At 46.0% G+C, this 22,667-nt stretch carries 28 protein-coding genes; 14 read left to right on the plus strand and 14 right to left on the minus strand.

Annotated features, from left to right (window positions below):
* Nucleotides 1-7 precede the first annotated feature (7 nt).
* Nucleotides 8-682, minus strand: a complete 675-nt coding sequence (locus M1D59_RS17120; RefSeq protein WP_023856125.1) for a zinc metallopeptidase — start codon at nucleotides 680-682, stop codon at nucleotides 8-10.
* A gap of 98 nt (nucleotides 683-780) precedes the next feature.
* Nucleotides 781-1,005 carry a hypothetical protein gene (locus tag M1D59_RS17125; RefSeq protein WP_023856126.1) on the minus strand — a complete coding sequence of 75 codons (225 nt, stop codon included), beginning with the start codon at nucleotides 1,003-1,005 and terminating at the stop codon, nucleotides 781-783.
* Nucleotides 1,006-1,187: 182 nt separating this feature from the next.
* Here M1D59_RS17125 and M1D59_RS17130 point away from each other — a divergent pair, with 182 nt between their 5' ends.
* Together M1D59_RS17130 and M1D59_RS17135 are read left to right on the plus strand one after the other, a co-directional pair.
* Nucleotides 1,188-1,442: a membrane-integrating protein MstX gene (locus tag M1D59_RS17130; RefSeq protein ID WP_020452756.1), complete on the plus strand. Its 255-nt coding sequence runs from the start codon at nucleotides 1,188-1,190 to the stop codon at nucleotides 1,440-1,442.
* Nucleotides 1,439-2,422, plus strand: a complete 984-nt coding sequence (locus M1D59_RS17135; RefSeq protein WP_020452757.1) for a potassium channel family protein — start codon at nucleotides 1,439-1,441, stop codon at nucleotides 2,420-2,422. The genes M1D59_RS17130 and M1D59_RS17135 overlap by 4 nt, the downstream gene beginning before the upstream one ends.
* On the opposite strand, the gene M1D59_RS17140 is transcribed toward M1D59_RS17135, so the two are convergent.
* Both M1D59_RS17140 and M1D59_RS17145 read right to left on the minus strand, forming a co-directional pair.
* Nucleotides 2,419-2,823, minus strand: coding sequence for a YugN-like family protein (locus M1D59_RS17140; protein WP_020452758.1), 405 nt, complete (start codon nucleotides 2,821-2,823; stop codon nucleotides 2,419-2,421). The genes M1D59_RS17135 and M1D59_RS17140 overlap by 4 nt on opposite strands.
* Before the next feature lie 37 nt (nucleotides 2,824-2,860).
* The gene (locus M1D59_RS17145) at nucleotides 2,861-3,427 is read right to left on the minus strand and encodes a DUF421 domain-containing protein (RefSeq protein ID WP_023856128.1); all 567 of its coding nucleotides are present in this window, start codon (nucleotides 3,425-3,427) and stop codon (nucleotides 2,861-2,863) included.
* Between the two features lie 116 nt (nucleotides 3,428-3,543).
* Here M1D59_RS17145 and M1D59_RS17150 point away from each other — a divergent pair, with 116 nt between their 5' ends.
* Both M1D59_RS17150 and M1D59_RS17155 read left to right on the plus strand, forming a co-directional pair.
* Nucleotides 3,544-4,020 carry a TspO/MBR family protein gene (locus tag M1D59_RS17150; RefSeq protein WP_023856129.1) on the plus strand — a complete coding sequence of 159 codons (477 nt, stop codon included), beginning with the start codon at nucleotides 3,544-3,546 and terminating at the stop codon, nucleotides 4,018-4,020.
* 74 nt (nucleotides 4,021-4,094) lie between these two features.
* Nucleotides 4,095-4,622, plus strand: coding sequence for a GNAT family N-acetyltransferase (locus M1D59_RS17155; protein WP_128823077.1), 528 nt, complete (start codon nucleotides 4,095-4,097; stop codon nucleotides 4,620-4,622).
* A gap of 21 nt (nucleotides 4,623-4,643) precedes the next feature.
* Here M1D59_RS17155 and M1D59_RS17160 read toward each other — a convergent pair whose 3' ends face one another.
* On the minus strand, nucleotides 4,644-5,996 hold the full coding sequence (locus tag M1D59_RS17160; protein ID WP_128823074.1) for a glucose-6-phosphate isomerase: 1,353 nt from the start codon (nucleotides 5,994-5,996) through the stop codon (nucleotides 4,644-4,646).
* A gap of 288 nt (nucleotides 5,997-6,284) precedes the next feature.
* Nucleotides 6,285-7,448, minus strand: coding sequence for an iron-containing alcohol dehydrogenase (locus tag M1D59_RS17165; RefSeq protein ID WP_458117553.1), 1,164 nt, complete (start codon nucleotides 7,446-7,448; stop codon nucleotides 6,285-6,287).
* A gap of 141 nt (nucleotides 7,449-7,589) precedes the next feature.
* Here M1D59_RS17165 and M1D59_RS17170 point away from each other — a divergent pair, with 141 nt between their 5' ends.
* Entirely contained in the window at nucleotides 7,590-7,826 is a 237-nt protein-coding gene (locus tag M1D59_RS17170) for a DUF378 domain-containing protein (protein ID WP_020452764.1), read from the plus strand.
* A gap of 31 nt (nucleotides 7,827-7,857) precedes the next feature.
* Here the strand turns inward: M1D59_RS17170 and yugI are convergent, their stop codons facing one another.
* The 3 genes from yugI to M1D59_RS17185 all read right to left on the minus strand — a co-directional run bounded on the left by yugI (nucleotide 7,858) and on the right by M1D59_RS17185 (nucleotide 10,126).
* Nucleotides 7,858-8,247: a S1 domain-containing post-transcriptional regulator GSP13 gene (gene yugI, locus M1D59_RS17175; protein ID WP_020452765.1), complete on the minus strand. Its 390-nt coding sequence runs from the start codon at nucleotides 8,245-8,247 to the stop codon at nucleotides 7,858-7,860.
* Between the two features lie 205 nt (nucleotides 8,248-8,452).
* A complete protein-coding gene (locus M1D59_RS17180; RefSeq protein ID WP_020452766.1) occupies nucleotides 8,453-9,625 on the minus strand; it encodes an aminotransferase in 1,173 nt (390 codons plus the stop codon).
* Nucleotides 9,626-10,126 (minus strand): Lrp/AsnC family transcriptional regulator, encoded by a 501-nt coding sequence (locus tag M1D59_RS17185; protein ID WP_003184796.1) that lies wholly within the window; start codon nucleotides 10,124-10,126, stop codon nucleotides 9,626-9,628.
* A gap of 204 nt (nucleotides 10,127-10,330) precedes the next feature.
* Here M1D59_RS17185 and M1D59_RS17190 point away from each other — a divergent pair, with 204 nt between their 5' ends.
* Nucleotides 10,331-11,152 (plus strand): alpha/beta fold hydrolase, encoded by an 822-nt coding sequence (locus tag M1D59_RS17190; protein ID WP_023856136.1) that lies wholly within the window; start codon nucleotides 10,331-10,333, stop codon nucleotides 11,150-11,152.
* Between the two features lie 39 nt (nucleotides 11,153-11,191).
* Here the strand turns inward: M1D59_RS17190 and M1D59_RS17195 are convergent, their stop codons facing one another.
* Both M1D59_RS17195 and M1D59_RS17200 read right to left on the minus strand, forming a co-directional pair.
* Nucleotides 11,192-11,446, minus strand: coding sequence for a DUF1871 family protein (locus M1D59_RS17195; RefSeq protein WP_023856137.1), 255 nt, complete (start codon nucleotides 11,444-11,446; stop codon nucleotides 11,192-11,194).
* 79 nt (nucleotides 11,447-11,525) lie between these two features.
* Nucleotides 11,526-12,023 carry a hypothetical protein gene (locus tag M1D59_RS17200; protein ID WP_035337575.1) on the minus strand — a complete coding sequence of 166 codons (498 nt, stop codon included), beginning with the start codon at nucleotides 12,021-12,023 and terminating at the stop codon, nucleotides 11,526-11,528.
* Between the two features lie 106 nt (nucleotides 12,024-12,129).
* On the opposite strand from M1D59_RS17200, the gene M1D59_RS17205 reads away from it, so the two are divergent.
* Nucleotides 12,130-13,293, plus strand: a complete 1,164-nt coding sequence (locus tag M1D59_RS17205) for a MalY/PatB family protein (RefSeq protein ID WP_023856139.1) — start codon at nucleotides 12,130-12,132, stop codon at nucleotides 13,291-13,293.
* A 26-nt stretch (nucleotides 13,294-13,319) separates the two neighbouring features.
* On the opposite strand, the gene M1D59_RS17210 is transcribed toward M1D59_RS17205, so the two are convergent.
* Nucleotides 13,320-13,520: a hypothetical protein gene (locus M1D59_RS17210; protein WP_020452772.1), complete on the minus strand. Its 201-nt coding sequence runs from the start codon at nucleotides 13,518-13,520 to the stop codon at nucleotides 13,320-13,322.
* A gap of 67 nt (nucleotides 13,521-13,587) precedes the next feature.
* Here M1D59_RS17210 and M1D59_RS17215 point away from each other — a divergent pair, with 67 nt between their 5' ends.
* Nucleotides 13,588-13,977 (plus strand): kinase-associated lipoprotein B, encoded by a 390-nt coding sequence (locus tag M1D59_RS17215; protein WP_023856140.1) that lies wholly within the window; start codon nucleotides 13,588-13,590, stop codon nucleotides 13,975-13,977.
* Between the two features lie 27 nt (nucleotides 13,978-14,004).
* Here M1D59_RS17215 and kapD read toward each other — a convergent pair whose 3' ends face one another.
* Entirely contained in the window at nucleotides 14,005-14,622 is a 618-nt protein-coding gene (gene kapD / locus M1D59_RS17220; RefSeq protein WP_023856141.1) for a 3'-5' exonuclease KapD, read from the minus strand.
* Between the two features lie 310 nt (nucleotides 14,623-14,932).
* Here kapD and M1D59_RS17225 point away from each other — a divergent pair, with 310 nt between their 5' ends.
* The 3 genes from M1D59_RS17225 to M1D59_RS17235 all read left to right on the plus strand — a co-directional run bounded on the left by M1D59_RS17225 (nucleotide 14,933) and on the right by M1D59_RS17235 (nucleotide 18,509).
* A complete protein-coding gene (locus M1D59_RS17225) occupies nucleotides 14,933-16,111 on the plus strand; it encodes an MFS transporter (RefSeq protein ID WP_026580045.1) in 1,179 nt (392 codons plus the stop codon).
* Nucleotides 16,112-16,243: 132 nt separating this feature from the next.
* The gene (locus M1D59_RS17230) at nucleotides 16,244-18,079 is read left to right on the plus strand and encodes a transglycosylase domain-containing protein (RefSeq protein WP_052252271.1); all 1,836 of its coding nucleotides are present in this window, start codon (nucleotides 16,244-16,246) and stop codon (nucleotides 18,077-18,079) included.
* A gap of 31 nt (nucleotides 18,080-18,110) precedes the next feature.
* On the plus strand, nucleotides 18,111-18,509 hold the full coding sequence (locus M1D59_RS17235) for a thiol-disulfide oxidoreductase DCC family protein (RefSeq protein WP_033155026.1): 399 nt from the start codon (nucleotides 18,111-18,113) through the stop codon (nucleotides 18,507-18,509).
* Between the two features lie 50 nt (nucleotides 18,510-18,559).
* On the opposite strand, the gene M1D59_RS17240 is transcribed toward M1D59_RS17235, so the two are convergent.
* Nucleotides 18,560-19,117 carry a YufK family protein gene (locus M1D59_RS17240; protein WP_020452777.1) on the minus strand — a complete coding sequence of 186 codons (558 nt, stop codon included), beginning with the start codon at nucleotides 19,115-19,117 and terminating at the stop codon, nucleotides 18,560-18,562.
* Between the two features lie 186 nt (nucleotides 19,118-19,303).
* Here M1D59_RS17240 and malK point away from each other — a divergent pair, with 186 nt between their 5' ends.
* From malK to pssA, 3 genes are all read left to right on the plus strand, one after another.
* Nucleotides 19,304-20,905, plus strand: a complete 1,602-nt coding sequence (gene malK, locus M1D59_RS17245) for a malate sensor histidine kinase MalK (protein ID WP_023856146.1) — start codon at nucleotides 19,304-19,306, stop codon at nucleotides 20,903-20,905.
* A complete protein-coding gene (locus tag M1D59_RS17250; RefSeq protein WP_025809726.1) occupies nucleotides 20,898-21,605 on the plus strand; it encodes a response regulator in 708 nt (235 codons plus the stop codon). Before malK ends, M1D59_RS17250 begins: the two co-directional genes overlap by 8 nt.
* Nucleotides 21,606-22,130: 525 nt before the next feature.
* Nucleotides 22,131-22,667: a CDP-diacylglycerol--serine O-phosphatidyltransferase gene (pssA, locus tag M1D59_RS17255; protein ID WP_020452780.1), complete on the plus strand. Its 537-nt coding sequence runs from the start codon at nucleotides 22,131-22,133 to the stop codon at nucleotides 22,665-22,667.

Consider the following 22,667-nt stretch of genomic DNA (forward strand, 5'->3'; position numbering starts at 1 on the left):
CGAATGGTTAGTCATTACGACCGGACAGGAAAATTGCGACGAAGCGCAGCAGCTCAAACAGCGAAACAAGCGCTGCAGCAACATATGTCAGAGCCGCGGCATCCAGCACCTTGCTGACGCCTCTTTCTTCCGTGTTGCGGATCATTCCTTCTGAAACGATGATCCTTTTTGCCCGGGAGCTTGCGTTAAATTCAACAGGCAGTGTCACAAGCTGAAAGAATACGGCCGCCGAAAACAAAATGATGCCGAGTCCGATCAGATTCAGGCTTCCGAGCAGCATTCCGCCGATAAACAAAAACGGCGCCACTCCCGAAGAAAAGTTCACGATCGGAAACATCTTATGCCTCAAAACAAGTGCGCCGTATGATTCCTGATGCTGCAGGGCATGTCCGCATTCATGGGAAGCAACGGAAACCGCTGCAATTGAACGCCCGTAATATACGGGTTCGGACAGGCGCACAACGCGTGCTGTCGGGTCATAATGGTCTGTCAAGGTTCCTCTTACCGGTTCAACCGGGATATCGTAAAGGCCGTTTTGGTCGAGAATCTGTCTGGCCACTTCGGCTCCAGTTCTCCCGCTTGACGCCTCTACTTTTGAATATTTTTCAAAGTTGCTCTTTACTTTAAATTGTGCCCAAATCGATAAACCTAATGCAGCAAATGTTAACAAGTAAAAAATCATGCTCATGCAATCATCTTCCCTCTTGTGATAAGTCGTTTAAAATTTTAATTGTAAATATATTTTATCCCGAGGGATTTCCTTTTGTACAGAAAAGTGCACTACCTTTTTCTTCGCGGTAAACAAACCCCGATAAAGATCAGCACCATTCCTGACACCATGATGTAGAAAGGCGGCCTTGTGGACAGCTCCTTGAAAAACTCCCTCCAGAATACCTCATCAGAGGAATGATAAACGGCATTTAAATCAAAAATGAATTGAATGGATGCCGCCGCCATCAGCTGGACTCCGACCAGTATGAAAAAGAGCCTCATTAAACAGGACATTCCGCTCCCATCCCTCATCCGTTTATAAAAAGTGTATGGAAGGACGGGAACCGATATGACGCCGCAGTAAAAATCTTCAGCTCTACCGGTTATTGTCGGTTAACAAAGGTTTATTTTTACCTGAAAAATTTTTGTAAAAGAGGGATATACTGAGTAAAAAGGCGAACTCGGGTGGTGACACGGTGAAAGTAACGGATCAGGAAAAAGAACAGCTAAGCACGGCGATTGATAAAATGAATGAAGGGCTTGATGCGTTCATTCTTCTCTATAACGAATCGGAAAAAGACGAGCAGCTGATCGAATTTGAAGAAGAAACGGCTGAGATGATCAGACAAGCGATTGAACAGCACGGGAAAGTAAGCACCAATCAAAAGTTAAATGCAATCATCAAAGAGATTTTATCATTTTCCCTGCGGAAAGACGGTGAAGAAACATGAAATCAAACCGTGTATTTATCGCATGGCTGAGGTGGCCGATATATGTCCGCATCGCAATCATTATCCTTTTATTGATCATCCTTTTCGGTCAGCTGATCACATTCGTCGAGCCGCAGCAGTTTTCAAACGTTTTTGAAGGCGTATGGTGGGCGCTGATCACCGTGTCCTCAGTCGGATATGGCGATTTTGTCCCTAAAACCGCACTCGGCAAAACCGTCGGCATGCTCCTTATTTTAATAGGGGCAGCGTTTGTCACGGCCTATTTTGCAACGATGGCGACGGCCGCTTTTAGCAAGCAGCAGCGCTACGCCGAAGGCAAGGTCAACTACAGAGGCAAGGGACATATGATCCTGATCGGCTGGAACGAGAAATCCAACAAGCTGATGAGGACGCTCCAGGCCGCCGATTCAAACAAAACGATCGTGCTCATTGATGAAACACTAAAGGAAGGCCCTCTGATGGAAAACATTCATTTCATCAGAGGACCCGCTGCGGATGATGCCACACTGCAAAAAGCCAATATTGAAGAAGCTGAAATCGTCTTTATTACCGCCGATCAGCATAAAAGCGAAATATCTGCAGATATGCAGTCGGTCTTAACATTGCTGGCTGTTAAAGGCTTGAACCCGTCGGTGTATTGCGTTGTAGAAATCTTGACGGAAAAGCAGAAAAAAAATGCCGAGCGCGCCGGAGCGAACCAAATCATCAGTACGGCGGACCTTTTAAAAACAGCGATGCTGCAGCATTTTCTCATTAAAAATCAGCTTCCTGATCCGCTATTTAAGGAAGCCGATATCCATTTCAAAGTCCATCGGGTTCCGCTTCCGAAGACGATGGAAGGTGCGTCTTTTCAAGAAGTGATTCACCATTTCATGAAGGAAGACATTTTCGTCATCGGTATTCACCAAAAAGACGGGCCTGTGCTGTCTCCTTCATTTTCGTACAAGCTTCAGCCGACAGACCAGCTGCTGTCACTTTAGGAAAGAAGCGCCTTTTCGAGTTCTTTTACATACGATTGGCCAAGCTTTTCATAGACGCCGGGAATATCGGCGTCTTTTTCTTTCGGTTCAGCAAACTGGTCAAAAGATGCGCGAAAATTCCCCTGAACGACGTAGTCGTCCAGCGCTTCCTGATAGACGTGGCGAAGCAAAAACGGTGTACCGAGCTTGACCGTCGCATTTTGCGAATCAAGCTGTCCGTCCTCCGCTTCAAACGGAATCCGCAAAAATAAGTATCCTTCCTCATCATCAATTTTATAGTCAAAAAAGCCGCGGTCATATTCCCAGCCGCCGCTGATTACATAACCGAGAGGCTTGAGCGTCTGTTCGAGATGATAAAGAGAAAACGACCGGTTTTCCAGTTCAGAAGGTAAGCTTATCATAAAAAAACTCCTTTTTTCGTTTTTATACTTCTGGGCCCTAGCGCAATTGTTTATCAGGTTCGTGCAGGTGCCCTTCATTGATTTCCTTAAACAGATTGTCCTCCGGCTGCTGCAGGTTGTTTTGCATGCGGAGGAATTTTTTATACTCTCCCATAGTAAAAGGCTTTGCATCATCCGATAACTCGTAGCCGATCTGGCCGTTTGATTCGAGCGTTACGTTTTTCACGTCCGATAATTTTGAAATCCCCTGTGTCCTGAGCCTCATTTCCAGCTGGTCGACAGTCAGGCGGTGCCTTTTTAGGTTCTGCTTCTGAAGCTCGCCGTTTTCGATTAATACAACGGCTTTCCCCGCAATCAGGCTTTCAAAAAAATCAAATTTCATTTTCAAATACTCGATCAACAGAAGGACGATGATAAAGATCGATGCAGCTGCCACCGTTTTAAAAATGCTGTCTTCAATGATCGGCTGAACAATGATCGTTCCGATGGAAATCATGACGACGGTGGTGGCTATTGTCATTTGCGAAATTGATTTCCTCCCCGAAATTCTCAGCAGAACAATACCCGTTAAGATGAGAAACAACGTTTCCAATACAAATAACATGATGTCACTTCACCCGTTTTATTTTTTAGTATGGATCAGAAGCTTGTGCGGTATGAGTATATTTAAACGAATAGGGAAAGACAAAGGTATGAGCTTACTATGGGGAGGGACTTTTATTGAAGAAGGAAAAAATAGCAACGGCTGTCATCGTGTTTATTGCTACATATGCACTGTTTTCACTGGCGGGCGTTTTATTCCCGGTAGACCGGGAATGGTATGAGTCATTGAACAAACCGGATTGGACACCGTCAGGCCGTTTGATCGGAACCATCTGGAGCGTGCTGTTCGCCTTCATTTCATTAGCGGCGGCGCTTGTGTATGCCACATATGATCTGAGAAAAGCAGCGGCGCCATTTTGGATCATGCTGATCATTAACTATTTGTTTAACCAGGCATTCAGCTATTTTCAATTCACGGAAAAAAACGTACTTGCTGCCGCGGCCGACTCCTTTTTCGTAGCCTTGACCGCTCTTGCGCTTGCCTTGATTACACTTCGCATTCATAAAAGAGCAGCACTTCTCCTTGTCCCTTATGTGTTGTGGAGTTTTTTCGCGACTTATCTCGCGTTTGCGATTTACGGGATGAATCATTAGGTTAACGAGCCCCGCCGGCTATTGCCGTGTTAAAATAAGGTGAACAGCTGCCTTACAAGGGGGACCGGAATGGAATGAAGCACTGCTTTCTGCAAACAACACGCATCGGCTTTTCTTTATGGGCTAAAGAGAATTTGAATTTGGCAAAGACATTGTGGGGAAATCGAGATGTGGCCAAATATCTGACAGCAGACGGAATTATGACCGATAGCGAAATAAGAAATCGTTTGCTGCTTGAGATCGAACAATACAAAACACACGGTGTGCAATACTTCCCGATATTTAAAACAGGAAACAACGAATTCATCGGATGTTGCGGACTTCGCCCCTATGACCCGGAAAATGATGTGTACGAGCTTGGTTTTCATCTCGTCCGTTCGGCTTGGGGGAAAGGTTATGCATCTGAAGCGGCTGAGGCCATGATTGAATACGCATTTAACAAAATCCGGGCAAAAAAGCTGTTTGCGGGACATCACCCTGAAAATACAGTTTCACAAAAACGACTGGAAAAATTGGGATTTGTCTACACTCATGACGAATTTTATCCGTCTACTGGACTTCAGCATCCGTCATATGAATTAAAACAGCCTCCTGGACAATAAGTCCGGAGGCTGTTTTTTCGTTTATTGATTCAAACGTTTCTCAAGCTCTGCTTTTTTCTCTTCGAAGCCAGGCTTGCCGAGGAGAGCGAACATATTGACTTTGTACGCTTCCACTCCAGGCTGGTCAAACGGGTTGACGCCGAGCAGGTATCCGCTCATTGCGCAGGCTTTTTCAAAGAAGTATACGAGGTAGCCGAACGTGTAAGCGTTCATTTCAGGTACGTTCACGATCAGGTTCGGCACATTACCGTCTGTGTGCGCGAGCATTGTGCCTTGGAACGCTTTTTTATTGACGAAGTCGACCGTTTTGCCGGCAAGGTAGTTTAAGCCGTCAAGATCATTGTCCGCTTCTTCGATTGTCAGCTCATGTCTCGGCTTTTCAACGTTCAGCACCGTTTCGAACATGTCTCTTCTTCCTTCTTGTACGTATTGTCCAAGAGAGTGAAGATCCGTCGAGAAGTTGGCTGAAGATGGATAAATGCCTTTTTCGTCTTTTCCTTCACTTTCGCCAAAGAGCTGCTTCCACCATTCTGCGAAGTACTGAAGGCCCGGCTCGTAGTTGATCAGCATTTCAATCGTTTTGCCTTTGTTATAAAGGACATTTCTGACGACCGCGTATTGGTAAGCCGGATTGTCTTCAAGCTCTGATGTGGAGAAGTCTTTGCTCGCATCGCGGGCGCCCTTCATCATTTCATCGATATCGGCTCCGCTGACTGCGATTGGAAGCAAGCCGACCGCTGTGAGCACAGAAAAGCGGCCACCGACATCGTCAGGAATGATAAATGATTCAAAGCCTTCCTCATTAGCAAGCGTTTTTAATGCGCCCCGCTCTTTATCAGTTGTTGCATAAATGCGGCGTTTCGCTTCTTCTTTTCCATACTTTTCTTCAAGAAGCTTGCGGAAGATCCGGAAAGCAATCGCCGGTTCTGTCGTTGTGCCTGATTTAGAAATCACGTTGATTGAAAAATCAGCGTCTTCAAGAAGATCCATCACGTCTCTCATGTAAGAAGAGCTGATGTTGTTGCCGATGAAAATCACTTGCGGCGTTTTACGCTTTTCTTTCGGCAGCACATTGTAAAATGAATGATTCAGCATTTCGATCGCCGCTCTTGCGCCGAGGTATGAACCGCCAATTCCGACAACCAGCAAAACATCGGAATCATTTTGAATTTTTTCAGCGCATTTTTTAATGCGGGCGAATTCTTCTTTGTCGTAGTCAGTCGGAAGATCCACCCATCCTAAAAAGTCGCTGCCCGCACCTGTTTTTTCGTGAATGGTATGGTGGGCGACTTTCACGAAGTCACGCAGATATGTAAGTTCATGTTCTTTAAAGAATGGCAATGCTCTTGAGTAGTCAAAACGGACATGCGTCATATTATTAAACCTCCAGTACTAGCTGTTTTCTTCCATATACCCGCCAGCGCTTTCATTTTCATGAGAGTGCGGGCCAAAGGGTTTTAAAACATGTCGATTTTCGGCGACACCTCTTCCCTTTTCACTTTATATGAACTCCTTCGTTAAATCAAGTGACGAAAAAAAGGAGGATGGAGGCAGGCGCGCAAAAATGCATGTTTTTCAGCCGCCACGCGCAGTTTTGTCAAAAAGATAACAAATGAACAACGGCTCAAGGTATGGCGGTCCTCCTTGAGCCGTCAAGAAATCTTATAAAGAAGCCTTCAAAATAGACAGAACATCGTCTTTAGTCAGCGTTTTAAAGCGGCCGAATTCGCCGTTTGCCATCGCTTTGTCGGCAATCAGATCCAGCTTCTCATCTGTTATGTCATAATCAGCAAGGCGATTTGGCGCGCCAAGGCTGGTCCAGAATTCAGACAGCTTCTCGATTCCAACAAGCGCCACTTCACGATCGGTTTTTCCTGTTTCTTCTACGTCAAAAACGCGTACGGCAAGCTGTTTAAAGCGGCCGACATTTTCGGAAAGCGTGTGCTTCATCCAATTCGGGAACAGGATCGCAAGCCCTCCCGCATGCGGAATATCGTAGACGGCTGAAACAGCGTGCTCGATATTGTGCGTCGCCCAGTCTCCGCGTGCGCCCATTGATAGCATGCCGTTCAGCGCAATGGTGCCTGTATAGAGAATCGTTTCGCGCAGCTCATAGTTTTCAAGGTCTTCAATGAGCTTAGGAGCTGTTTCAATCACCGTTTTGAGCAGGGATTCGCACATCCGGTCCTGATAAGGAGTATTTTCGGTATGGTGAAAATATTGCTCAAACACATGGGACATCATGTCGACAATGCCGTAAATCGTGTGGTCTTTCGGAACGGTAAATGTGTTGACCGGATCAAGAATTGAAAATTTAGGGAATACGAGCGGGCTTCCCCAGCCGTATTTTTCATTGGTTTCCCAATTTGTGATCACAGATCCCGAGTTCATTTCCGATCCTGTTGCTGCCAATGTTAAAACCGTTCCAAACGGCAGCGCATCAGCAGGAATATGTTTTTTTGTCACAATATCCCATGCATCGCCGTCGTATTTCGCTCCGGCGGCGATCGCTTTCGTACAATCGATGACGCTTCCGCCGCCGACTGCCAATAGAAAGTCAATATCGTTCTCTTTGCAGATCGCGACTCCTTTATTCACAGTGGCAACACGCGGATTCGGTTCGACACCGGGCAATTCATGGACGGTCGCGCCTGCCTTTTCAAGGATTGAAATCACTTGATCGTATAAACCGTTTCGTTTAATGCTGCCTCCGCCGTATACGAGCAGGACATTGCGGCCGTAGTGTTTCACCTCTTCTGCCAGCTTTTCAACTTCTCCCCGGCCGAACATCAGCTTCGTGGGATTCCAATATGTAAAATTATCCATCTATATCTCCTCCTTTATTTACTATTATGGGAAATCGCCGAATGCCCTGTAAAGCGATCTGCTCCTCAAGCGTATAATGTTTCCAAATCCGTCGCAATCTATAAATGTGAAATATAGGACTTCAAAAAGGAGGAAAAACAAATGAATGCACTTCAACGTATTGCATTGGTATTAACAATCATTGGAGCAATCAATTGGGGACTGATAGGATTTTTTCAATTTGACTTGGTTGCAGCCATTTTTGGCGGTCAAGGATCCGCTTTAGCCCGGACCGTTTACGCGCTTGTCGGAATCGCAGGTCTGATCAACCTCGGACTTTTATTTAGACCGGCTGAAGAGACTGCTGGCGAAGACGCCAAGCAGCCGGAAATGCGATAAAAAAACTCCGGCTTTTGCCGGAGTTTTTCAATTATTTCTTAATAAGATCTTTTCTGTTGGACTGCTCGATCCACTCTTCAAGTTTGTCTTTTAACGTGTTGAATCCTTGTGGAGCAGCTGTATCTTCGGCTTGAACAGCCTTTTGTCTTCTAGGCTTGCTTTCTTTTCGTTCAGGAGCTGCCTGTGTAGCGCGGATAGAAAGGCTGATTTTGCCTTTTTCCTCATCTACAGAAAGAACCTTCACTTGCACCTCATCACCGATCGCCAAGTGCTCATTAATATCTTTAACGAAACCGTGTGTTACTTCAGAAATATGCACGAGTCCCTGTGTTTCTTCATCTAATGCAACAAACGCTCCGTACGCCTGTAATCCAGTCACTTTTCCAGTGTAAACACTGCCTACTTCAAATTTTGCTGTCATAACTAACAACTCCTAAATCATATGAATTTAACTCTTTTTATACGCAATAAAAAATTATATCATACAAGTCTTTATTAAGCAAAAAAACTTTTTTAAGCATTGTATGTTTAAAACCGAGCTGAAAGGGGAATACTAAAGAACAACTAAGGCTTTCTAGTATTCCCCCCCCCTTATGTTGATGCGGACCTTTTAGGTGCGCATTTTTTTATTGAACTGCACCGGTCTTCTGGACAAAGCGTTTCATTCTGACGAGCGCTTCCTGAAGCTGTTCAAGCGAGGAAGCGTAAGAACATCTGATATAGCCTTCGCCGCTCGGCCCGAAAACATTGCCCGGGACGACGGCGACTTTTTCTGCGATGAGAAGCTCCTCAGCAAACTGTTCTGAACTCATGCCCGTTTTTTTAACGGACGGAAACGCGTAAAAAGCGCCCCCCGGCTGATGACAGTCAAGCCCGATTTCGTTCAGTGAATCCACAAACACATTCCTTCGGCGGCGATAGCTTTTTTTCATCTTTTCGACGTCTTCGAGACCGTTTTTAAGGGCTTCCTCCGCCGCAAATTGAGCCATGCTTGGCGCGCACATCATCGAGTACTGGTGAATTTTCAGCATAGGGTCCCTTAAATATGCAGGAGCTGCGACATATCCAAGGCGCCAGCCTGTCATGGCAAACCCTTTCGAAAAACCCGATATCAATATCGTCCGCTTCTTCATTCCGGCGATTTCCGCAAAGCTTGTATACGCTTCATCGTATGTCAGCTCGGCGTATATTTCATCCGCTATTACAATCAGGTCATGCTGTTCAGCAAAAGCCGCGATCTCTTCCAGTTCTTTTTTTGTATACACAGAGCCTGTCGGATTAGACGGCGTGCAAAGGATAATGGCCTTCGTACGTTCAGTCAGAACGGCTTCAAAATCGGCTGCGCTCGCTTTAAATCCGCGTTCTGCGTTCGTGTGAATGTGAACCGCTTTTCCCCCCGCCAAAGAAACAAGCGCTTCATAAGCGACAAAACAAGGCTCGGGAATCAGCACTTCTTCTCCGGGATCAAGGATCGCCCTGACCGCAATATCAAGCGCCTGGCTTGCTCCGACTGTGACAATCAGCTCGTCATCAGGAGCATAATCCAGATGAAAGCGTTTATTCAGATAAGCGCTGATCTCTTTCCGCAAAGAAAGAAGACCCGCGTTTGCCGTATATGACGTGTAGCCCTGTTCAAGGGAAAGGATGCTCGCTTCCCTGACATTCCACGCCGTTACAAAATCGGGCTCTCCGACGCCCAATGAAATCACGCCTTCCATTGTGGACGCAAGATCAAAAAATTTGCGGATGCCCGACGGTTTGATTTGCTGGGCTGCTTTCGAAATATAAGTTGTCCTCATTTAAGGAGACACCACGATTCTTTTGTCATCATCACCGGAGTCAAAAACTTTACCGTCATGCTTGTATTTCTTTAAAATAAAGTGGGTGGTTGTCGACACGACCGATTCGAGCGTCGATAATTTTTCGGACACGAAATGCGAAATATCCGACATCGTTCTGCCGCGGATGACAACAGACAGATCATATACGCCTGACATTAAGTAAACGGATTCAACTTCCTGAAAACGATAAATCCGCTCGGCCACTTCGTCAAATCCGACGCCGCGCTTCGGTGTTACCTTCACATCGATCATCGCTGTAACGCCTTCATGGCCGTCGACTTTTCGCCAGTCGATCATTGCCGAATAATCGATGATGACCTTTTCTTTTTCAAGCTTTTCGATAATCGCTTTTGTTTCTTCCTGTGAAATGTTCGCCATTTTAGCAATGGTTTCAGGTTCGAGGCGGCTGTTTTCCTCTAATATTTCCAATATTTCTGTTTCTTTTTCTGTTAGCTTCATCTCGTTATCACACCTTTTATATGTCAAGAAATCTTCTGAATATTATAGCACGTTTTTGAACGAATGTAAGGCGGTAAAAAAAGCGAAATCAAAGCGTGAAAAAAATTTTTTCGGGTACGATAAATAACGTACTCAGGACTTAGGCGACAACATGCAGCCAGATTGTTTGAACATGAAAGAAAAACATTCGGAGTGATTTGGATCATGCTGTTAACAAAACCTTCTATTGAAACCATTCAAGGGGTCAATATATATTATGAGCATTACGAGAATCCGGGCAGGCAATCGCTCGTTTTAATACACGGCTTTCTTTCTTCCTCGTTTTGCTACAGAAAAATCATTCCTCTTCTGAAGGATGAGTTTAATTTAGTCGCCGTTGACCTGCCTCCCTTCGGCCAATCAGAAAAATCCAGCACCTTTGTGTATACCTATCAAAACATGGCCAGGGTGGTCATCGAACTGATCGAAAGGCTGAGGATTAGAGACGCCGTGCTTGTCGGACATTCGATGGGCGGCCAGATTTCACTTTATGCGATAAAGGAAAGGCCTGAACTGTTCAAAAAAGTCGTCCTGCTGTGCAGCTCAGGCTATTTAAAGCGTTCCCCCCGCCCGCTCATTTTCGGGAGCCATATTCCTTATTTTTATTTGTACATCAAGCGCTGGCTGTCAAAACAAGGCGTCCTGAAAAATCTCATGAATGTTGTCTACGACAGATCTCTGATCGATCAGGAGATGATCAATGGCTACCTGAAACCGTTTCTTGACGATCAAATTTTCAGGGCGCTCGCGCGTCTCATCAGACACCGGGAAGGCGATTTATTACCGGACGATTTGAAGAAAATCGAGACGCCTTCCCTCTTAATCTGGGGCGAAGAGGACCGCGTTGTCCCTGTACAGATCGGCAAAAGGCTTCATCAGGATTTGCCCAATTCCATTTTCTATTCCTTGCGGGAAACCGGCCACCTCGTCCCCGAAGAAAATCCGGATTATGTATCAGACAAAATTGCCGATTTCATTTTGACATGAATATAAAAAAACCGCCGTTTGGCGGTTTTTAAATTTTGATCAGCACGAACTGCTGTCTTTGATCGCAAGGAGCCGTTCAGCCAGCTGTTTGCATTTTGCCAGCGGCAGCGTCTGATCAAATGATACTTCAAAAACGGACTGGATAGCTTCGCCCAGCCGCTCTGCGTCGTTTTCCGTGTAGACGGCCTGAACAATCTCGGCCGCTTCCGTTTCATAAAAATCGGGTCCGGCTTGAAACGGATCCCATTCCTTTATGATGTGGATGATTTGTGCTGCTGCCTGACTTTCTTTCATCATGATCACCGCTTCATTGTAATGTTTCAAAAGCTATTGTATCATAACGCGCCGGCTTGTCGATAAGGAAAGCACCAGGCTATCGGCCGGCTTGTCTCCGCTTCCTCCGCCAGGCGATCAGCAGCAGCCCGATGCCGTTGACGAGAATCAATCCGAACATGGTATTTCCGAGGGGCGCCCAGCCGTTTTCCCCCGTCAGCATCACTGACAGCACAACCTTGCCGATCAGCGTCACATTCAATACCGCAAGTCCCCACCCTAAGGAGCGCTTCCAAAATGCCGCGCCAATCAACACGAGAAACCCCATCATAAAAGCGAGCGTGAGCACGGCAGAAAGCGGGTTGGACAAAAGCATCTGCTCGTAATCCAAAACAGCCTGCATCTCCGGATTGATCCGCTCGGGGACGGGAAACCAAAACATGCTGCTCGTCATCAGCAAAAAAGTAACGATGACGCCTTTCCAAGTCCGCCTATAGCAAAAATACGCAAGCGCCACGAGAAAGACCGGGCGAATATACCAGCTCATAGGGTTGAGATGACGCTGAAAAGCCCACTCTAGCATGCTGCTCCATTCCATCGGATGCCACTCCCTTTACTTTATAAAAGCTTTCATGGTTAAAACATTGCAATCTATCCTTATCACAGTTAATGTATAACATATGAAAAAGACATGAGGTGAGATCATGGATTTTAATACAGAACATAACAGACGCGGGACCCAGTCTGTGAAGTGGGACTTAACACAGGAATTATTCGGTGTAGATGACGCGCTTCCAATGTGGGTGGCTGATATGGATTTCCGCGCCCCCCAGCCCGTTATCGACGCTCTTCAGCAGCGCTTGGAGCACGGGGTTTTCGGCTATACATCTGCAAGCGCGGGCACGAACGAAGCTGTCACCGATTGGCTCAGCCGCCGGCACGGATGGAATACTGAACCGGGGTTTATCACTTTCAGCCCGGGCATTGTAACAGCGCTAGCCCAAGCGGTGCAGGCGTACACAGAGCCCGGCGAGCGGGTGGTCGTACAGCCGCCTGTATATACGCCGTTCTTTGATATTGTTGAAAAAAACGGACGGGTTGTGTTACACAATCCATTAATCGAAAAAGACGGCCGCTATGAAATGGATTTTTCCGACCTTGAAAAAAAGCTTGGGGAACCGGATGTGAAGATGTTCATTCTTTGCAATCCGCACAATCCTTCCGGACGTTCATGGTCGAAAGAAGAGCTGACAACGCTGGGCGAACTCTGCCTTAAACACGGTGTCACAGTTGTTTCCGACGAAATCCATTCAGACCTGATGCTGAACGGACTGAACCATACGCCGTTCGCCTCTTTATCTCCGGAATTCGCGGATATTTCGATCACATGCATTGCACCGAGCAAAACGTTTAACTTGGCCGGGTTGCAGGCCTCAGCCATCATCATATCCGACAAGGCGAAGAGAACCGCCTTTGCAAAAGTTATGCAGCGTCAGGGACTGCATTCTTTAAATACATTTGCAGTTGCAGCAATCGAAGCGGCCTATTCAAAAGGCGAACCGTGGCTCGATCAGCTTATCCCTTACATCGAACGAAATATGGAAGAAGTCCGCCGCTTTTTAGCAGAGGAGCTGCCCGAGGTCCGCATGATGGAGCCAGACGCCTCTTACTTGGCATGGCTTGACTGCCGCAAGCTCGGATTGACGGATCAGGACATCAAACGGCTTCTCCTTCATAAAGGAAAGCTGATTCTGGAGCCGGGACCAAAGTACGGACCGGGCGGAGAAGGATTCGTCAGAATGAATGTTGGATGTTCGCTCTCTGTTGTAAAAGACGGGCTCAGACGTCTGAAGACCGCTTTTTCATAAGCGTTCCGGCTGAAAAACGGGCGCTTCTAAGAGCGCTTGTGGATGGTTTCATTCAATTCTCTTTCCAGCTTTTCCGCTTTTTCAGCTTCTTTTTTGGAATGTTTGATGATCAGCCGGAATACAACAATTGCGATGATAAAGAAAACGGCCAGCGTAATAAAAGAAGGGATATATTCTCTTTTGTCTTCAGGAAAATAGAGCATAAACTGAATCAGAAACGGCGCCATTTTTCTTCCTCCCTGAAATGATTTTTTTACCATTTATTTATTATGATACCATTAGGAGGCAGATGCAGTGAACAACCAATTTCAAGTCGGCGATCGTGTAAAGGGCTTTTATAAGACAGGCGTCTACATCGGCGAAATTACGGATGTTAAACCGATGCACTACCTTGTCAAAATCCTCGCCGTGCTGACCCACCCGAAGCAAGGCGATCTTCACCATCCCAACAAGGCAGACGTCCCTTTTTTTCATGAACGAAAAGCGCTCGCTTTCGGTGAACAGACAAATATCCCGCATCGTATGGTGAAGCCGTTCGATGAAGCTGTACCGGATTATGCGGATTCGCTCCGCTCAGCTTTAAACCGTTTAAAAACGGATCTGCAAAACGATTCGTCCGAATACGCGGCAAAATCGCTTGAACTTATTCATGCGCTTGAAAATGAATATTTCCCGCACAAATAACCCAATCTGTTCGCCAGATTGGGTTATTTATGTGGCGTGCGGAAAAACTTTTGAAAGATCAACCCGTTCGCCGATCGTCGTCGGTTTCGGATTTTCCAAATACTTCTTATCCCGTTCTACGAGCCGAAACAGCTTATACGTTGTCATCGCGTCGTCTAGCGCTTTATGCTGTTTTCCCGTTCCTGAATCGCCGTACTCTTCCGCTGCTTTCCACAAATTCGTCAATGTTTTGTCACCAAAGAATTCCTTGTACTCCATGGAAAGATCCCTCATCTCTCCTTTAAACGGAAACGGAACATGGTTGAACATGCAATTTTGCTTCAGCACTTTCATATCCATGTTTCCCCATGTAATGATGGCGCTGTTTTGGTCAGGATCAAGCTCCCGCAGCTTTTCAATCAACGCGTTAAACGTAATGCCTTGGTCAACCTGTTCCTGCGTAATGCTGAGAAATTTTTTGCAGCGCCTCGTTAATTTAGGGAACTTCTTCGGCTTAATATAGCTTGAAAATGTCTCAACCACCTCATCATGAACCGCCTTTACAATCCCTGCTTCTATGATTTCCGGGAAAAAATTTTGCGGGTGATACTTTCCCTCAGGCATTGTAAATTCAAAATCAATAATCAGTAAGGTGCTCGCTTCCAACTTTCACACCTGCCTTTCTATCTCAATATAAAAAACTTATGGATGTAGCGCAGCGGATGGAAATCGTCCAAGCCTAAAGCCTTCTGAATGTTTTCCAAAGTACGTTCATATTTCTCTTATTATATCATTATATTTCTATATTTAAGGTTTTAATTTCTGAAAATGTTGAAAATTCCTTCAAATACCCAATTTTCATTTTTCCAATGAGCAGCGATTCCATACAGCTTCCACATTTCATTTATAATGAAGGAAATTCAAACTTTTTAAGAAGGTGATTCGCATCTCTGTTTATAAGAAAAACCTTGTGATCATGTGGTTCGCGAATTTTTTCGTGGCCGCAAGCTCTACAATGGTTCTGCCGTTTCTTTCCCTCTATATCGAAACGCTCGGCAGCTATTCGGACGGATTTACGGCAAAATGGAGCGGATACGTTTTCGGCGTCACATTTTTGATGGCCTTTTTGGTTTCTCCTTTTTGGGGAAGGTTCGGAGATAAACACGGCTATAAAAAAATCCTCTTGATCACGGGCACCGGCATCGGCACTTGCATTCTTCTCATGTCCCTTGTCTCTTCCGTATACGAACTGTTTTTTTTGAGAATGGCGATGGGGCTCGTAACCGGGTTCATTCCCACTTCCCTTGCCATGATTTCGGCTCAGACGCCGAAAAAAACGGCTGGCAAAGTGCTCGGCACGCTGCAGATGGGCACGGTCTCAGGAGGGTTATTCGGCCCCTTGCTCGGCGGTCTGCTCGCCGATCGCGTCGGTTTTACATATACGTTTTTCATTACGGCATTTGCCATTTACAGCGCGGTTTTCCTCGTGTTTACCGGAGTGCGTGAACGTCCTTTGAAGGCGAAGCGCGATGCCTCCGCCGGGTATACGAGAAAGCAGGTGCTGCAGACGATTTTGCACCAGCGCCCGCTGATTACGGCGATGATCCTCACCGCTGTGATTCAAGTGGGAAACTTCAGTGTTCAGCCGCTGCTCGCCTTATATGTCAGCGAGCTGCACGGAACTGACAATCTCGCATTCTTCTCAGGGCTGGCTTTTTCTGCAACCGGCCTTGGAAGCCTTCTCGCCGCGAGAAAATGGGGCGTCTTAGGCGATCGGTTCGGCCATGGAAAAATATTGATGATTCTCGCGCTGGCTGCCGCGGTTTGCGTTATTCCGCAAGGACTTACATCTCAGTATGAAATGCTTGTGTTCTTCCGCTTTCTGTTCGGAATCGCGCTTGGCGGGATGATTCCCTGCATCACCGCCTTAATCCGAGTTGAATCTCCGGGGCCTATTCAAGGGGAAGTGCTTGGCTATAATGTAAGTTTCAGATTTTTGGGCAATGTCATCGGCCCGGTGCTCGGCGGCGTTCTTTCCAGCTTTTTCGGAATTTCTTCCGCTTTTTACGCAACTGCCGTCCTCTTTTTCGGCGGAGCATGCCTTCTGATATTCCAAAGGTCCCAGCAAAAAAAATCAGAGGCAAAAGCAAGCTGAAATCGGATAAAAAACTGCCAATCTATCAAATTATCCTTCTCGATATCAAAAAAGAATGGTACGATATGGCTAGAATTTAGCGAAAAGAGAGTGACAAAGTTGCGTTCATTTTTTGGATGGATTTTTCTGTTGATGTTAATTCCTATATTTGTCTTTACCTTAATGGCCTCCGGCCGGGAAGCTCAGGATATGAAGCCTCTCGATCAGGTGCTCGATGAGAAGATCAATATAAAAGATATCGGCCTTGTACAAAACAGCTACATGTATGACAGGGACGGCGCCCTGATTTCAGAAATTGTTTCAGATCACCAAAACCGGGTATTTGTCCCCTATAAAAATATCCCTGATCATGTGAAGCAGCTGTTTCTCACTTCAGAGGATCGGCATTTCTTTCAGCATAAAGGCTTTGATTTTATCGGAATGGCCCGGGCCGCCGCAGCCAATGTCAAAAAAGGCGGCATTGATCAGGGAGCCAGCACGATTACACAGCAGCTTTCGAGAAACTTGTATTTGAACCATGAACGAACCTTCGACCGCAAGTTCACAGAGCTCCTGTATTCCTATCAGCTGGAAAAAAAGCTTTCAAAAGAAGAAATTTTTGAGAAATATTTAAACACGATCTATTTTAATCATGGGGTCTACGGAATTGGATCCGCGTCTTATTTCTATTTCAGCAAGCCTTTGAAATCTCTCAACCTTGCCGAAACGGCGTTTATTTGCGCGATCCCTAATAACCCTACATTATATGATCCTTTGAAACATTTTGACTACACAAAAACCCGCCAAAAGCGGCTGCTTGAAGGGCTGAAAAAAGCGGGCGTGATCACTGAAAAAGAATACAGCAAAGCCGTAAAGCAAAAAATTACGCTTCATGTAAAAGAAAAGAAAGACGCTTATCCCGACTATACGACTTATGTCAACGAGGAATTCACCAAATTGGTGTCTGCTTCGGAAGGGTTTGACGAACGGCTGAAAAAGGCAAAAACAAAAGAAGAAAAGAAAAAAATCGAAAAAGAGCTGTCTAACCGCATCAGCTCCCTCACGACGAGCGGGATCAAAATTTATACGGCGCTCGATACCGGGATGCAAAACCGGGTCGTCCAGCAAGTGAATAATCGCCTCCCTTATGAAGGCGTACAAGGCGGAGCGGTGGTGATCAACCACCAAACCCATCAAATCGTCGCCATGTCCGGCGGGAAAAACTATAAAAAGTATGATTACAACCTGGCATTCCAGGCATACAGGCAGCCGGGATCATCGATTAAACCGCTCCTTGACTACGGGCCGTACATTGAAGAAACGGGTGCGACGGCAGGCAGCATGATTGACGCAAGCAAATTTTGCAGCAAAGAATACTGTCCGAACAACTTCAACGAAAGAACATACGGAACCGTGTCGATCAAGACAGCCTTTAAAAATTCGTATAATACACCGGCCGTACGAATGCTGAACCGGGTCGGCGTGCAAAAAGGATTCAGCTATTTAAAACCGTTCGGATTTGATAAAATCGTTCAAAATGACTACCGTCTTCCTGCTGCACTGGGCGGATTTACATGGGGCTTCTCACCGCTGGAGATGGCCGATGCCTATACGACTTTCGGCAATAACGGCAGCTATACATCCAGCCATGCCATCACAAAGGTGACGGACTTAAAAGGCAAAACGCTTTACAAATGGAAAGACAAACCGCAGCAAGTATTCAGCATGCGGACAAACAACCAAATGCGTCAGCTCTTATCAGCGGTTGTCAAAGAAGGAACCGGGAAAAAAGCGAATTTCAGCGGCGGATATGTAGGAGGCAAAACCGGAACATCCAACGGGTACAGAGACCTTTGGTTTGTCGGATTGACGGATACGTACACAATGAGTGTATGGGTCGGAAAAGAGGCAAAAGGCAATGTCGAGTATCTGCATCACGCGGGACCTCAACTTTTAATCTGGAGAGGAACGCTTGCATACGCATCTTAAATCAAAAAAGGGGTGGCTGAAAGTGGCTGATATGCCTGAGCGAATCGTTCTGTTTGACGGCGTGTGCAACTTTTGCGACGGAGCCGTTCAATTCATCATCAAGCATGATCCAGAAGGCTTATTTTCATTCGCTTCCCTGCAATCTGATGCCGGGGGGAAGCTGCTCAAGCAATATCAGCTCCCCTCCGATCATTTTGACAGCTTTATTTTGATCGAAAACGGACGGGTATATCAGAAATCAACCGCGGCCTTGCATGTGGTGAAAAGCCTTCCTGGTCTTTGGCGGGCCGCTTCCGCCCTCTTGATCATTCCCAGACCGCTACGGGACGCCATCTACAGCGTGATTGCGAAAAACCGTTACAAATGGTTTGGGCAAAAAAGCGAGTGCACCATTCCCGGTCCTGAGATCAGAAAACGATTTTTGTCATAAAAAAACCGGAGCCGTCGGACAAACGTCCGCGCTCCGGTTTTTTGCATGGCTCAAACGGGCAGGCTCGCCATGACGCTGTTATATAGCTTGATGACGATATACACCGTGCCGATTAAAAACGTAAACCAAAACAGCAGCTCAAACATAATAAAGCCGATTAATGACATAAATGAAAGCGTGCTGTGGATCGCATAAACGATAAAAATTAAATATACGAGTGTTGCGAGTAAAAAAAGCGCTGCAATTCCAGCGGCATATTGGACAAAAATAAAGGATAAAAGGCTTGCTCCCAGATACACGGCAGAACCGACCCTGATTTTCCTCAGGTTCGCTCCTTCAGGATCTTTGGCGAAAAATAAGAGGGCAAGCTCTGTCACTGTATTGGCAATCAGCTTCAAAGCGGAAAATACCATGAAAAAAATCAGCGTAAACACAGCAAACAAAGCCATCCGGATGCCGCTCTCAGAGAAAAATTCGAGCATTCCTTTGTAAATGCCGAGAGAAGACAGTATCCCCATGGCATAGATAACGGAAGAAATCGCAAGAGATGAACTGAAAAGAAGAATTGCGATAAAAGGAAAAAAGCCTGTTACATACGTATTTTTCATAAAAAAAGTCCCTTTCTGATATGTTCCTCATTCATTATGTACGACTTAGGACCTGTTGACAAGAATATTTTCCATATTTTTAATTTCTGCTGTTCGCGGCAGAAAGGGGCAGGATTCTTCACAAATTCGCCATTTACTTGTAAAGTATTATGTGTTGACTAATCAATAGATCGCGAGGAATCGCCGTTGAAAAAAACATTAAAACTGCAGACACGATTAACGATATTTGTCTGCGTCGTCGTTTTGATTTCTTTATTGATCGCGTTTTTTATGGTCGGGTCCGAGACCGCAAGGAACATTCGGGAGCAGGAGCAGCAGATTGCCCTGCAGACGGCGGAGATGGTCGCCGAAGCTCCGATTACGGCGCAATCGCTGGAAAGCGGCGAATATGATGAGCTCCGAACATACACCGCCCGCGTTCAAAAAATCACCGAGACTGAATTCGTCGTTGTCATGGATATGAACAGCATCCGTAAAACCCACCCGGATCCGAATAAAATCGGAAAGAAATTTGCCGGCGGGGACGAAAAAGAAGTGCTGAAAGGCCGCCGCCACATTAGTACGGCAAAAGGCACGCTCGGTGAATCACTGAGGGCTTTTGTTCCCATTTATAATAAAACGGGCAGCCAGGTCGGAGCGGTAGCGGTCGGAATCACCCTTAACGAGATTGAGCAGATCACCCAGCAAAATCTCCGCCCTTTATATACGGTTATCGTCCTCAGCATCTTCGCCGGAATCATCGGAGCTGTCATCGTGGCGAGGAAAGTAAAAACGATTATGTTCGGTATGGAACCGTATGAAATTGCAACGCTTTTGAATGAACGAAGCGCGATGCTTGAATCGACAAAAGAAGGGATACTCGCCGTTGACCGAACAGGAAAAATCAAGCTCGCAAACGCGGAAGCGAAGCGCCTGTTTCATAAAATGGGGATCGAAGAGAATCCGATCGACCGGGATGTCACCGACATCTTGCCAAACAACCGCCTGAAACAAGTGATCGATACTCAGAAGCCCGTTCTGGACCGCGACGTTAGAATCAACGGGCTAGAACTTGTCTTTAATGAAGTTCCGATCCACTTAAAAAAGGGAAACATCGTCGGAGCGATTGCCACATTCCGCGACAAAACCGAAGTGAAGCACTTAGCTGAGCAGCTGTCCGGTGTTAAAATGTACGCAAACGCGCTCAGGGCGCAGTCGCACGAGTTTATGAACAAGCTCCACGTGATTCTCGGTCTCGTTCAATTAAAGAACTACGACGAGCTTGGAAACTATATAAAAGACATTGCGATCTATCAGCAGTCTGAAGCGAGCGAAATTATCAACCATATTAAAAACTCGGTGCTCGCCGGCTTTTTGCTCGGCAAGCAGAGCTATATCCGGGAACAGGGGGCCTCGCTGGAGGTTCATTGCAGCACGAGGATTCCGGATACAGCCAACACAGCGGTGATACACGATTTAATCACCGTTATCGGGAACCTTCTCAACAATGCCCTGGATGCCGTTTCCGCAACTGATAAGAAAAATATCTCGATTTCATTCCGCCACCATGACGGACAGCTTGATATTGAAGTCACGGATACGGGAGTCGGCATATCCAAGGAGGAACAGCAGAAAATGTTTGATCAAGGCTTTTCAACAAAGGGCTCCAACCGGGGGTTCGGGCTTTATTTCGTCGAACAAAGCCTTGAAAATTTAAATGGACATATCATCGTGACAAGCGAAAAGAATGAAGGAACGACATTCAGTCTCCGCATTCCGTATGAACCAAAGGAGGATGACCATGATTGATGTATTAATTGTTGAAGATGACCCGATGGTAAGAGAGCTGAATAAACGTTACCTCAGCCAGGTAGAGGGATTTCAGCTGAAGGGAATTGCCGCTTCTTTTCAAGAGGCTCTCACCTTCCTCCGGGAAGAGCACATCGATCTGATCCTGCTCGATATTTATATGCCGGGCAGGAACGGCGTCGAGCTGCTCACTGAGATCAGACGCCAGAATCAAGCTGTCGACGTGATCGTCATCTCAGCGGCCAGTGAAATGGATGTTGTTCAAAAAACGCTGCGGTACGGGGCTGTCGATTACTTAATCAAGCCGTTCGAATTTGAGCGGTTTCAAAGCGCCCTAATCGATTACAAACGGAAGCAGCAGCTTTATGCAAGCAACCGGAATATCAGCCAAAAAGAGCTGGATTTCGAACTTTTTCAAAAAAAACGCGCGCCCGAAAAGATGCATTTGCCAAAAGGGCTGACCAAAAGCACGCTGAATCTCATTTGGTCAAGCATCAGATCGTTTGACAGCTTGACGTTCACAACAGAAGATTTGGCCAATCACACGGAAATCTCTCAAGTTTCAATTCGCAAATACTTGAAGTTTCTGGAGGAAATCGAAGTTCTCAACGTAGAAATGGCCTACGGCACGATCGGCAGACCGGTTTTCCAATATAAATTAAATACAAATGACTTGAACGTGATTAACCAATATCTATAACATGTCCCCTCCCCGCCCGCTGCTTCCTAAAGACAGCGGGCGTTTTTTTGTGACGGTCACGCTTGACTTCTCGCATGCCGCCGTTACCGGACAAGGATTTATCGCGCTCGCTGCGCTTAGGGTTCGACCCGAACGAATCCGCTCTGTTCTTCGGCTTCGCTCAAAGCTATCAACAGCATCGGGTCCACGCTTCCTTCTTCAAAGAAATACCAAGCGTCTGATGCTGATTTCGCCTTGCGTTTGACGATTCCCGCGCTGGCCTGATTTATCGGCTTATATTAAAGGAAAACGCCAACCGAACGATAGAATAAGAGAGCGTCTGCTCTCTTATTCATTTTTTTGTTACCTTAACAAAATATAAATTTTTTTGACGCCGCCAGTGTCTTTACCACTTTTATGGTATGATGAAAAAGTCTGGTTATCAATCATTTCAGGAATTTTATTGCAGACAGGAAGCAAATCGTATACAATTTAATATTGTTTAATTTCTATATAAAACGTTTTTATTTAAAGGATGCGAAAACATTGAATAAATCAGTCATACCTTCTTTAATTACGATTGGAAACTTTGTTTCGGGCATCTCTTCAATATTGCTTGCATTCAGAGGGTATTTATTCTTAGCCATTATATTTGTTCTGATCGGCGCTATCTTGGACAGCCTTGACGGCATGGCCGCGCGCAGATTAAATGCCGTCAGCCCGTTTGGAAAAGAATTGGATTCTTTGTCTGATATTATCACTTTCGGAGTCGCCCCGGCCATCATCACCTATTCAATCGTTTTTTATGATGCACCGATCTTAGGCCTTCCTTCGACATTGTTATTCCCTGTTTGCGGAGCGCTTCGGCTGGCGCGATTTAATATTCAATCAGAGAACCAGGATTATTTTACAGGCCTTCCGATCACCGCAGCCGGAACAATTCTGGTTTGCTTAAACCTTTTATCAGAGATCCTTGGCAAAAAGCCGTACATTTTGATTATGCTGTTCCTGTCCTTTCTCATGGTCAGCAAAATCAAAGTCATCAGCCTGAAGGGGAAAAAACTATTGAAGAAAGTGAGCTAG

It is taken from the genome of Bacillus sp. PK6-026, assembly GCF_054161455.1.

Bases quoted from the DNA above. Each gene is read 5' to 3' on its own strand.
- M1D59_RS17155 (WP_128823077.1), top strand. From the start codon at position 4,095: ATGAAGCACTGCTTTCTGCAAACAACACGCATCGGCTTTTCTTTATGG.
- M1D59_RS17140 (WP_020452758.1), bottom strand. From the start codon at position 2,823: ATGATAAGCTTACCTTCTGAACTGGAAAACCGGTCGTTTTCTCTTTAT.
- M1D59_RS17125 (WP_023856126.1), bottom strand. From the start codon at position 1,005: ATGTCCTGTTTAATGAGGCTCTTTTTCATACTGGTCGGAGTCCAGCTG.
- M1D59_RS17120 (WP_023856125.1), bottom strand. From the start codon at position 682: ATGATTTTTTACTTGTTAACATTTGCTGCATTAGGTTTATCGATTTGG.
- M1D59_RS17165 (WP_458117553.1), bottom strand. From the start codon at position 7,448: ATGGATAATTTTACATATTGGAATCCCACGAAGCTGATGTTCGGCCGG.
- M1D59_RS17225 (WP_026580045.1), top strand. From the start codon at position 14,933: ATGTGGTTCGCGAATTTTTTCGTGGCCGCAAGCTCTACAATGGTTCTG.
- M1D59_RS17210 (WP_020452772.1), bottom strand. From the start codon at position 13,520: ATGGCGCCGTTTCTGATTCAGTTTATGCTCTATTTTCCTGAAGACAAA.
- M1D59_RS17185 (WP_003184796.1), bottom strand. From the start codon at position 10,126: ATGAAGCTAACAGAAAAAGAAACAGAAATATTGGAAATATTAGAGGAA.
- M1D59_RS17205 (WP_023856139.1), top strand. From the start codon at position 12,130: ATGGATTTTAATACAGAACATAACAGACGCGGGACCCAGTCTGTGAAG.
- M1D59_RS17160 (WP_128823074.1), bottom strand. From the start codon at position 5,996: ATGACGCATGTCCGTTTTGACTACTCAAGAGCATTGCCATTCTTTAAA.
- M1D59_RS17195 (WP_023856137.1), bottom strand. From the start codon at position 11,446: ATGAAAGAAAGTCAGGCAGCAGCACAAATCATCCACATCATAAAGGAA.
- M1D59_RS17230 (WP_052252271.1), top strand. From the start codon at position 16,244: ATGTTAATTCCTATATTTGTCTTTACCTTAATGGCCTCCGGCCGGGAA.
- M1D59_RS17200 (WP_035337575.1), bottom strand. From the start codon at position 12,023: ATGGAATGGAGCAGCATGCTAGAGTGGGCTTTTCAGCGTCATCTCAAC.
- M1D59_RS17170 (WP_020452764.1), top strand. From the start codon at position 7,590: ATGAATGCACTTCAACGTATTGCATTGGTATTAACAATCATTGGAGCA.
- M1D59_RS17240 (WP_020452777.1), bottom strand. From the start codon at position 19,117: ATGAAAAATACGTATGTAACAGGCTTTTTTCCTTTTATCGCAATTCTT.
- M1D59_RS17180 (WP_020452766.1), bottom strand. From the start codon at position 9,625: ATGAGGACAACTTATATTTCGAAAGCAGCCCAGCAAATCAAACCGTCG.
- M1D59_RS17190 (WP_023856136.1), top strand. From the start codon at position 10,331: ATGCTGTTAACAAAACCTTCTATTGAAACCATTCAAGGGGTCAATATA.
- M1D59_RS17135 (WP_020452757.1), top strand. From the start codon at position 1,439: ATGAAATCAAACCGTGTATTTATCGCATGGCTGAGGTGGCCGATATAT.
- yugI (WP_020452765.1), bottom strand. From the start codon at position 8,247: ATGACAGCAAAATTTGAAGTAGGCAGTGTTTACACTGGAAAAGTGACT.
- M1D59_RS17145 (WP_023856128.1), bottom strand. From the start codon at position 3,427: ATGTTATTTGTATTGGAAACGTTGTTTCTCATCTTAACGGGTATTGTT.
- M1D59_RS17250 (WP_025809726.1), top strand. From the start codon at position 20,898: ATGATTGATGTATTAATTGTTGAAGATGACCCGATGGTAAGAGAGCTG.
- M1D59_RS17235 (WP_033155026.1), top strand. From the start codon at position 18,111: ATGCCTGAGCGAATCGTTCTGTTTGACGGCGTGTGCAACTTTTGCGAC.